Raw genomic sequence first — 7,132 nt, forward strand, 5'->3', positions numbered from 1 at the left:
GGTGGGAGCGGGGGTGGTCATGTCGTCACCGTCTTGGCTCGGTGGACCAGGAAGGCCAGGAGCGGGGCGCCGAGCAGGGCGGTGATGATGCCGGCCGGGATCTCGCCGGGCGGGGCGACGAGGCGGCCGGCCACGTCGGCGGCGAGCAGCAGCGCGGGGCCGAGCAGCGCGGCGACCAGGAGCGTCCACCGCTGGTCCGCGCCCACCAGCGCCCGGGCCAGGTGCGGCACGGCCAGCCCGACGAAGGCGATCGGCCCGGCGGCGGCCACCGCAGCACCGGTGAGCAGCACGCCACCGGCCCCGGCGGCGAGCCGGACCAGTGCGACCCGGTGCCCGAGTCCCCGGGCCACGTCGTCGCCGAGGGCGAGCGCGTCCAGACCGCGGGCGGCCAGCGCGGCCAGCAGCACCCCGGCCACCACGAACGGCAGCACCTGCCCGGCCACGCCGACGCCCCGGCCGGTCAGCCCGCCGACCACCCAGAAGCGGTACTCCTCGAACGTGCGGGCGTCAATGCTGAGCAGCGCGTACACGATGGCGCCGAGACCGGCGTCGAGGGCCGCGCCGACGAGCGCGAGGGTGACCGGGCTGGCGCCCTCGCGGGTGCGGTTGGCGATGGCGAACACGAGCAGCCCGGCGAGCAGCGCGCCGGCGATGCCGAACCAGACGTACCCGGCGAGCGTGCCCACCCCGAACACGGCGATGGCCAGCACCACACCGAACGACGCCCCGGCGCTGATGCCGAGGATGCGCGGCTCGGCCAGCGGGTTGCGGGTCACCGCCTGGAACAGCACCCCGGCCAGCGCCAGCGCCAGGCCGACGACGAGCCCGAGGGCGGTACGCGGCAGCCGCAGTTCCCGGACCACTGTGGTGGCGTCTCCGCCGTCCGGGGACACGAGCGCGTGCCACACCTGGTCGACGGGGAGATGGCGGCTGCCGAGCGCGAGGCTGGCCAGCAGCGCCAGCAGGAGCAGGAGCGCCGCCGCCACGGTGACCGCGACGCGGCGGACGGTGCCGCGGCGGACGGGAGTCCCGGCCCGCGCGGGCCGGACGGCGACGGTGGTCACGAGGGGGCTTCGCCTTCCGATTAGGTGCGCCTTACCTTAGCTGACCTGGTAAGGCGTACCTAAGCGGGCACTGTCGATGGGGTTGCGCCTCCACCGGGGGGAGGCGCGATGGTGGGCGCATGGACGGTGCGGAGCGCTACTCGATCGGTGACCTGGCCCGGCGGACCGGGCTGCCGGTGAAGACCATCCGGTTCTGGTCCGACCGCGGCATCGTGCCGCCCACCGACCGGGGACCGGCCGGCCACCGCCGCTACGACGCGGCGGCGGTGGCCCGGCTCGACCTGGTACGGACGTTGCGCGAGCTGGGCGTGGACCTGCCCACCGTGCGCCGGGTGGTGGCGCGGGAGGTCAGCCTGGCCGAGGTCGCCTCGGCGCACGCGGACGCGTTGACCGCGCAGATCCGCCTGCTGCGGTCACGCCGCGCGGTGCTGACAGTGATCGCCCGGCGCGGGGCCTCCCCGTCCGAGGCCGACCTGCTGCACCGGCTGGCCTGCCTGGCCGCGCGGGAGCGGCGGCGGCTGGTCGACGAGTTCCTCGACGCGGCGTTCGGCGGCCTGACCGATCCGGGGTTCGCGGGGATCAGGCGGTCGCTCACGCCGGAACTGCCCGACGATCCGGACGACGGCCAGATCGAGGCGTGGGTGGAGCTGGCCGAGCTGGCCCTGGACCCAGGATTCCGGGCCGGGCTGCGCCGGCTGGCCGAGCAGCACGCGGCGGACCGGGAAGGCGCCGAGGGCGTACGCCGGGACGTGGTCGCCGTGGTCCGGGAGGAGGTGGCCCCGGCGCTCGCCGACGGCATCGAGCCGGCCGCGCCGGAGGCCGATCCGATCCTGGCCCGGGCGGCGGGCCGGTACGCGCGGCTCTGCGGCCGCTCGGACGACGCCGACCTGCGCCGGCGGATGCTGGACCGGTTGCGGACCGCGAGCGACCCTCGCCGGGAGCGGTACCTGGAGCTGCTCTCCGTGGTCAACGGGTGGCCACCGGCCGAGAGCCTGGCGCCGGTGCTGGACTGGTCGATCCGGGCACTGCGCGCCCGGCAGCACCTAGCCTGAGGACATGCGATTCGACAGGCACACGGTGGTGCTCCTGGTCCGCCCGGACGACGCGCCGGACCTGCCGCAGGACGCCCTCGACCGGATCCAGGACGCGCACCTGGCGCACCAGGCCGGGCTGGTGGAGCAGGGCGCGGTGCTGGCGGCGGGGCCGTTCCTGGACGGCGACGACGGGCGTGTCCGCGGTTTCGTGGTGCTGTCGGTGGACCCGCAGATGGCCCGTGAGCTGTACGCGAACGACCCGGCGGTCCGCGCGGGACGACTCGTCGCGCAGGTCAGCAGCTGGATGGTGCCGGAGGGCCAGGTCCGCTTCGAGCAGGTGCCGGTCCCCCGCTCGATGCTGGAGGCAGCGGCCGGCGACTGAGTGTCGCGGCCGGCAGCGCCCGGGGCGGGGCGCGGTCAGTCCTCCGGGGCCTGCCGGCTGCCCGGCACCACAGGCGTCGGCCACACCCCGGCGCGGGCGGCCACCGGCACCTCGACCTGCTGGTCGGCCCAGACGTACGTCTCGGGCAGCAGGTCGGTGATCGGGATCGCGCGCAGCCCGTCGGGCGGGCCGACGATCACCTTGATCGACGGGAAGTAGTCGAGCAGCACCTGACGGCAGCGTCCGCACGGCGGGAGGACGCCCCGGCCGCGGTCCCCCACCGCGACGATCGCCTCCAGTTCGCCCGCGCCCTGGGTCGCGGCGGCGCCGAGTGCGACCACCTCGGCGCACGGGCCGCCGGTGAAGTGGTAGACGTTCACGCCGCTGAACACCCGGCCGTCGGTGCTGCGTACGGCGGCGGCGACTGTGTGGTTGTCGCTGCGGCAGCGCAGCTTCGCGACGGCGGTGGCGGCCTGCACGAGCGCCCGGTCGGTGTCCCGCATGATCATCCCCGCCCCTCGTCGGCCTCGTCCGTCGGCCTCGTCGGCGGCAACTTTATCCGGCGGGGACGGCCGCACCAGGGAGGGCACGCCCAGCGCCGGTAACCCGGGGGCGGTCCGCCGCGCGGCTGCCTATCCTTGGCGACGACATGCAGAATCCAGCCGTACCCGCCGCCCCTGAGACCGCCCGCGACCTGCACCGCCGCCTCGCCCCCCTGATGTTCCGCGATCAGCGCCGGATCCAGCGGCGGCTCGACGGCGTGCGCCGGCTGCGCGACCCGCAGCGGCGGGAGGCGGCGCTGGCCGAGATCGCGGCCGAGGTGACAGGGGCCGAGGCGCGGCTGGAGTCGCGCCGCGCGGCCGTCCCGGCGATCACCTACCCGCCGCAGTTGCCGGTCAGCGAGCGCAAGGACGACATCGCCGCCGCGATCCGCGACCACCAGGTGGTGATCGTGGCCGGTGAGACCGGCTCCGGGAAGACGACCCAGCTCCCCAAGATCTGCCTGGAGCTGGGGCGCGGGATCACCGGCCTGATCGGGCACACCCAGCCCCGACGGCTGGCGGCCCGCACCGTCGCCGACCGGATCGCCGACGAACTCGGCACCGAGCTGGGCGACGTGGTCGGCTACAAGGTGCGCTTCACCGATCAGGTGGGCGACAACAGTCTGGTCAAGCTGATGACCGACGGCATCCTGCTGGCCGAGTTGCAGACCGACCGGATGCTGCGGCAGTACGACACGCTGATCATCGACGAGGCGCACGAGCGCAGCCTCAACATCGACTTCATCCTCGGCTATCTCAGGCAGCTCCTGCCCCGACGGCCCGACCTCAAGGTCGTCATCACCTCGGCCACCATCGAGACCGACCGGTTCGCGAAACACTTCGCCGACGCCGAGGGCAACCCGGCGCCGGTGGTCGAGGTGTCCGGGCGCACGTACCCGGTGGAGGTCCGCTACCGGCCGCTGGTCGAGGTCACCGAGGCCGACGAGGAGGACGAGGCCGACGAGGAGAACGTCCGGGACCAGATCCAGGCCATCGGCGACGCGGTCGAGGAACTGGCCGCCGAGGGGCCCGGCGACATCCTGGTGTTCCTCAGCGGCGAGCGGGAGATCCGCGACACCGCCGACGCGCTGGGCAAGCTGGTGCAGTCCAAGCGGTCGCTGCTCGGCACCGAGATCCTGCCGCTGTACGCCCGGCTGTCCACCGCCGAGCAGCACCGGGTCTTCGCCGCGCACTCCAACCGCCGGGTGGTGCTGGCCACGAACGTCGCGGAGACCTCGCTGACGGTGCCCGGCATCAAGTACGTGGTGGACCCGGGCACCGCCCGGATCTCCCGCTACTCCAGCCGGCTCAAGGTGCAGCGGCTGCCGATCGAGCCGGTCTCGCAGGCCAGCGCCAACCAGCGCAAGGGCCGCTGCGGGCGTACCTCGGACGGCATCTGCATCCGCCTCTACGACGAGCAGGACTTCGACTCCCGCCCCGAGTTCACCGACCCGGAGATCCTGCGGACCAACCTGGCCTCGGTCATCCTCCAGATGACCTCGATCGGGCTCGGCGACGTCGCGGCGTTCCCGTTCATCGACCCGCCGGACCGGCGCAACGTCACCGACGGCGTGAACCTGCTGCACGAGCTGGGTGCGCTCGACCCGGCCGAGACCGACCCGGCGAAGCGGCTCACCGCGCTGGGCCGGCGGCTGGCCCAGCTCCCGGTCGACCCCCGGCTGGCCCGGATGGTCCTCGAGGGCGAGCGCAACGGCTGCGCCACCGAGGTCGTGGTGATCGCCGCCGCGCTGTCCATCCAGGATCCGCGGGAACGCCCGGCCGACAAGCAGGCCCAGGCCGACCAGGCGCACGCCCGGTTCGCCGACAAGGAGTCCGATTTCGTCGCGTACCTGAACCTGTGGCGCTACCTGCGGGAGAAGCAGCGGGAGCTGTCGTCCAGCGCGTTCCGCCGGATGTGCAAGGCCGAATACCTCAACTACCTCCGGGTACGCGAGTGGCAGGACATCGTCAGCCAGTTGCGCCAGGTGCTGCGTACCTCCGACAAGGGTGAGGGCCGGCGCGGCGCCGGCGCCGACCTGCCGGAGGAGATCGACACCCCGAAGGTGCACCAGTCGCTGCTGCCCGGCCTGCTGTCGCACCTCGGCCTCAAGGACGCGCAGAAGCACGAATACCTGGGCGCTCGGGGCGCGAAGTTCGCGATCTTCCCCGGGTCGGTGCTGTTCAGGAAGCCGCCGCGCTGGGTGATGGCGGCCGAGCTGGTGGAGACGTCCCGGCTGTGGGGGCGGGTGGCCGGGCGGGTCGAGCCGGAGTGGGTCGAGCCGCTGGCCCAGCACCTGGTGAAGCGCAGCTACAGCGAGCCGCACTGGGAGAAGAAGCAGGCCGCGGTGATGGCCTACGAGAAGGTCACGCTGTACGGCATCCCGATCGTCACCTCCCGCAAGGTGAACTTCGGGCGGATCGACGCAGGTCTGAGCCGGGAGCTGTTCATCAGGCACGCCCTGGTCGAGGGCGACTGGCAGACCCACCACCAGTTCTGGCGGGACAACCAGAAGCTGCTGACCGAGATCGAGGAGCTGGAGAACCGGGCCCGGCGCCGCGACATCCTGGTCGACGACGAGACCATCTTCGCCTTCTACGACCAGCGGATCCCCGCCGACGTGGTCTCCGGACGGCACTTCGACTCGTGGTGGAAGAAGACCCGCCGGGAGCAGCCCGACCTGCTCACGTTCACCCGCGAGCTGCTCGTCAACGACGGCCGGGGCGGGGTGGACGAGGAGGACTTCCCGGACCAGTGGCGGGCCGACGGCGTGACGCTGCCGCTGACGTACACGTTCGACCCGACCGCGCCCACCGACGGCGTCACAGTGGACATCCCGCTGCCGCTGCTCAACCAGGTGCCGGCGGAGAGCTTCGACTGGCAGGTGCCGGGGCTGCGCGAGGAACTGGTGATCGCGCTGATCCGGTCGCTGCCCAAGCCGGTACGGCGCAACTTCGTCCCGGTGCCCGACTACGCGCGCGCCGCGCTCGCCGCGATCACACCGGGCGAGGAGCCGCTGCTGGCCGCGCTGACCCGGCAGCTGCGCCGGATGACCGGGGTGACGGTCCCGGCCGACGCGTGGGACCTCGGCAGGCTGCCGCCGCACCTGCGGGTCACGTTCCGGGTGCTCGGCGACGACGACAAGCCGGTCGCCGAGGGCAAGGACCTGCCGGCGCTGCAACGCGAGCTGCGCCAGGAGGTACGCCAGGTCGTGGCCGCCGCCGCGCCCGACGTGGCCCGGGCCGGGCTGACCGAGTGGTCGATCGGCGCGCTGCCGCGCACCATCGAGCAGGTACGCGCAGGCTTCGCGGTGACCGCGTACCCGGCGCTGGTGGACGAGGGCGCGACGGTCGGGGTGAAGGTGTTCGACTCCGCCGCCGAGCAGGAGGCCGCGCACTGGGCGGGCACCCGGCGGCTGCTGCGGCTGACGATGCCGTCACCGGCGAAGTTCCTCCAGGGGCGGCTGAGCAACGAGGCGAAGCTGGCGCTGTCCCGCAACCCGCACGGCAGCGTGCCGGAGCTGATCGAGGACGCGGCCGGCGCGGCGATCGACAAGCTGATCGGCGACGCGGGCGGCCCGGCCTGGGACGCCGAGGGCTTCGCCGCACTGCGCGACAGGGTCCGCGCCGACCTGGTGGACACCGTGGTCGAGGTGATGGAGCGGGTACGCCGGGTGCTCGCTTCCGCGTACGCGGTGGAGCAGCGGCTCGGCGCCACCCGCAACCTCGCCGTGGTGGCCGCGCTGGCCGACATCCGCAACCAGCTAACCGGCCTGGTGCACAAGGGTTTCATCACCGAGACGGGGTACGCGCGCCTGCCCGACCTGCTGCGCTACCTGACCGCGATCGAGCGGCGGCTGGACCGGTTGCCGGGCAACCCGCAGCGGGACAAGCAGCAGCAGGACCGCGTCGCCGTGGTGCAGAAGGAGTACCAGGACATGCTGGCCGCGCTGCCCCCGCCGCGACGTGCCTCGGCGGCGGTCCGCCAGATCCGCTGGATGATCGAGGAGCTGCGGGTGAACGTCTTCGCCCAGGCCCTGGGAACCCCCTACCCCGTCTCGGAGCAGCGAATCTACCGAGCCATGGACGACGCCGAGGCCCGCTGACCCACCC

Annotated in this window: 5 protein-coding genes; 3 read left to right on the forward strand and 2 right to left on the reverse strand. The window is 73.5% G+C overall.

Features of this window, described 5'->3' with window-relative positions; genetic code table 11:
• Positions 1-17 precede the first annotated feature (17 nt).
• Positions 18-1,064, reverse strand: coding sequence for an iron ABC transporter permease (locus ABD52_RS35000; protein ID WP_013285337.1), 1,047 nt, complete (start codon positions 1,062-1,064; stop codon positions 18-20).
• A 119-nt stretch (positions 1,065-1,183) separates the two neighbouring features.
• Between ABD52_RS35000 and ABD52_RS35005 the strand changes: the two genes are divergently transcribed.
• Complete coding sequence (locus ABD52_RS35005; RefSeq protein ID WP_047894553.1) at positions 1,184-2,116, forward strand: MerR family transcriptional regulator; 933 nt, start codon at positions 1,184-1,186, stop codon at positions 2,114-2,116.
• 4 nt (positions 2,117-2,120) lie between these two features.
• Complete coding sequence (locus ABD52_RS35010; protein WP_013285335.1) at positions 2,121-2,480, forward strand: YciI family protein; 360 nt, start codon at positions 2,121-2,123, stop codon at positions 2,478-2,480.
• Positions 2,481-2,515: 35 nt separating this feature from the next.
• Here ABD52_RS35010 and ABD52_RS35015 read toward each other — a convergent pair whose 3' ends face one another.
• Positions 2,516-2,989 (reverse strand): cytidine deaminase, encoded by a 474-nt coding sequence (locus tag ABD52_RS35015; protein ID WP_013285334.1) that lies wholly within the window; start codon positions 2,987-2,989, stop codon positions 2,516-2,518.
• A gap of 140 nt (positions 2,990-3,129) precedes the next feature.
• Here ABD52_RS35015 and hrpA point away from each other — a divergent pair, with 140 nt between their 5' ends.
• Entirely contained in the window at positions 3,130-7,125 is a 3,996-nt protein-coding gene (gene hrpA / locus ABD52_RS35020; protein ID WP_047894554.1) for an ATP-dependent RNA helicase HrpA, read from the forward strand.
• Positions 7,126-7,132: the final 7 nt, after the last annotated feature.

This window comes from Micromonospora sp. RV43 (genome assembly GCF_001029515.1).
In the GTDB taxonomy this organism is placed as follows: Bacteria; Actinomycetota; Actinomycetes; order Mycobacteriales; family Micromonosporaceae; genus Micromonospora; species Micromonospora aurantiaca.

What these genes read in the sequence shown, in the direction of transcription:
- hrpA (WP_047894554.1), top strand. Translation starts at nt 3,130, where the DNA reads ATGCAGAATCCAGCCGTACCCGCCGCCCCTGAGACCGCCCGCGACCTG.
- ABD52_RS35010 (WP_013285335.1), top strand. Translation starts at nt 2,121, where the DNA reads ATGCGATTCGACAGGCACACGGTGGTGCTCCTGGTCCGCCCGGACGAC.
- ABD52_RS35005 (WP_047894553.1), top strand. Translation starts at nt 1,184, where the DNA reads ATGGACGGTGCGGAGCGCTACTCGATCGGTGACCTGGCCCGGCGGACC.
- ABD52_RS35015 (WP_013285334.1), bottom strand. Translation starts at nt 2,989, where the DNA reads ATGATCATGCGGGACACCGACCGGGCGCTCGTGCAGGCCGCCACCGCC.